Origin of the sequence: Synechococcus sp. H55.9 (assembly GCF_047462355.1) — a bacterium.
Taxonomy (GTDB): Bacteria; Cyanobacteriota; Cyanobacteriia; order Thermostichales; family Thermostichaceae; genus Thermostichus.
Genome location: NZ_JANSJB010000054.1, coordinates 1 through 2446, shown reverse-complemented (window position 1 = coordinate 2446; position 2446 = coordinate 1). Strand labels below are relative to the sequence as shown.

3 protein-coding genes are annotated in these 2446 nt (G+C 55.9%); all 3 read right to left on the bottom strand.

Annotated features, from left to right (window positions below; genetic code table 11):
* A partial coding sequence (locus NW857_RS08300) for a peptidogalycan biosysnthesis protein (protein ID WP_414368636.1) occupies positions 1 to 286 on the bottom strand: 286 nt, incomplete at its 3' end.
* A gap of 153 nt (positions 287 to 439) precedes the next feature.
* Positions 440 to 1498, bottom strand: a complete 1059-nt coding sequence (locus NW857_RS08295; RefSeq protein ID WP_414368635.1) for an ATP-grasp domain-containing protein — start codon at positions 1496 to 1498, stop codon at positions 440 to 442.
* 45 nt (positions 1499 to 1543) lie between these two features.
* On the bottom strand, positions 1544 to 2275 hold the full coding sequence (locus NW857_RS08290; RefSeq protein ID WP_414337128.1) for an alpha/beta hydrolase-fold protein: 732 nt from the start codon (positions 2273 to 2275) through the stop codon (positions 1544 to 1546).
* Positions 2276 to 2446: the final 171 nt, after the last annotated feature.

Sequence of the window (2446 nt, the reverse complement as noted above, 5' to 3'; positions counted from 1 at the left end):
GGCTTTTCAAATACAAGGGGGCAGCGGCGATCAATTGCCCCCCCGACTCCACCAACAGGTGACAGGGCAACCAACCCTTGTTGCGGCTGGCACAACCGGAAGCCTCTAAGCTGTGCAGCCATTCGTATTCCAAAAAAGGAGAGGTGCGCTCCGTCTGCAAAGTGTGCCAGGCAACCGCCGGGATCTCGCGAATATCGTGGCACCAGCGCCATTTCAAGCCGGTTGACATTTGCCTGCCCAGATAGACCAACTCGCCCTGCAGCCGCGTCAGCTTGGCTGTCCCCATACTCCTTGCAGAGAGGATCCGCCGCCTTTAAGTTCAACACGGGACAGGATCCCTGCGCTTGCTTGCCTGCTTAACCCACATAATATGTACAAGATTGGAAAACAGAGAACTGCTCCTCGACCCGGCGCCAGAGGGTACCTTTGTTAACGTATTTTATTCGCGATCCCTGGGCTCGTAGTAGTGGTTGGCCAATTCCAGAGCCATCTGAAACTTCTGCTCACGGGTGAGGTCGGCCTGCCGGGCGATCTGGGCAAAGCGGTTGACATCTGGGGGCAAGAAGTCGAAAGGCCGCTGTTCCCGCACAATATCTACGACCAAATCGCAAAGGGCCTGCTGGTAATCGTTGTAAAAAATCTCCCCCAAAGCCTTGAGGCGGCCATCGGGCACCGGATTGTTAAAGTCAATGGCTTGCAGCTCCCCTTGCTCGTCGATAAACAGCTCCACCGAGTTCATTTCATAGCCCAACGCCCGATTGATAATCCGGCACGTATCGATAACTTTTTTGCCCATCTCTGGCGTGAGAAACTCTGGATCAAATAAGTACTCGCTGGCATCGAACTTGCGAAAGATGTATTTAATGGGGATGATCTTTCGGCCAATGCAGAGGGCGCGAATCTGCCAGGGATAGGGGCTTTTAACCTTCTCCTGGAGCATCATCACCTGGGATCCGGAGCGGTCGTAAAAGTAGAGGAGCTGCTCCATGTTATAGGCAATTTCGACCCCGATGGCCTCCCGTCCCTCCGCCGGTTTGATGACAATTGGCCAGCCGAGATCTTCTGCCATCCCCTGCCAATCGAAAAACTTGTGATACTTAAAGTCTTCTGTTTTCAAAGCCGGAGCTTCCTTGGGAGGTAGAATGTAAGTCTTTGGAATGGAGATCCCCAGCTCCTTGACCACCATGTAGGCGGCATCTTTGTTGCGCAAGTAGTAGTAAAAGCTGAAGGGGTTGTTGATGATGTATACTCCCCTGAAGGCAAAGCCCATGAACAGGCCAATTGCTTGGGGGTAAAGGTAGCTGAAGCGGTCTAGGATGAGGCGGTACTTGGTGCGGTAATCCAGGTTCACCTCGTGGATGGTGACATGTTCCGCCCGGATCTTGTAGGCTTGGCCGTTGTGGGCTTGAACGGGGGGAAGAGCGTTGAGGCGGGCCAGGGTGTCGTCCCCAAAAGGCTCGCTGAAGTGCAGGCTGCCAACCCAGTAGTCTTCGATCATCCAGGCTCCCTCATCAAAAGCTCTCTCAATCCTCTGCAAGGGATCCTACGCGAAGGCGCGGATTTGGGCTTGCCAAGTGGGCCAGTCGTGATCCCCTTCCCACACCTCCAGGTGATGGGGGATGTCGTTGCGGCGGAGGACTTCTGCCAGGCGCAGGTTGTCGTTGAGGCAGTGATCCCGGTGGGCGGTGAGCAGTTTTAGCTCGGTATTTTGCCCGCCCAGTTGATCCCAGAGTTGTCGGCTCATGTTGGACATGTAAGCCAAGGGGTTGATGAAGTACAGCTCCTGCTCCGCCTGCTGGGGATCCCAGCCGGTGATGGGGCCGAGAGCAGCCACATCGTAGGGCCCTCCCAGCGCCAGACAACGGCGCACCAGGCCGGGGTGCCGACAGGTGAGGTTGACGGCGTGGGTGGCCCCCAGAGAGAAGCCTGCCACCACCAGAAAGTCATTTTGTGCTTCTGCTTTGGCATAGGGGATCAGCTCTTCTACCCAGTGCTGCTCCAGCAACAGCCAGCGATCCCGCCGTTGGGGCACGTCCAGCTCGCGGTTGAACAAGGTCTCCCAATCCAGGGTTTCCACGCAAAAAGCCTGCAAATAGCCCTGTTCCAGATGATGGCCGAGGCTGGCGATAATGCCGCGATCTTCCAAGTCGAAAAAACGCCCGTTGCTGGTGGGCAGACAGATGAGCGGGTAGCCGTGATGCCCAAAGTGGAGCATCTCCATTTCCCGGCCCAAGATCGGAGAGGGAAAACGCAAGTAGCGGCGAGCGTAGGACATGAAAAACGGGGAAGGGATCCTCAAAACATACCCAACTTTCTCTTCTGCGGGGGAAAAGTTGTGCCTTGCTTGGCCAAGAAAGCCAAGCTGCAACCATGAACTACCCCACCGCGCAGGCGGGTGGGGTTTCCCCATCCGCTTTACGGCGAGATTTTTGTCTCTTCCTCTGCC

Coding starts and splice junctions, on each gene's coding strand:
- NW857_RS08290 (WP_414337128.1), bottom strand. CDS start 2,275: ATGTCCTACGCTCGCCGCTACTTGCGTTTTCCCTCTCCGATCTTGGGC.
- NW857_RS08295 (WP_414368635.1), bottom strand. CDS start 1,498: ATGATCGAAGACTACTGGGTTGGCAGCCTGCACTTCAGCGAGCCTTTT.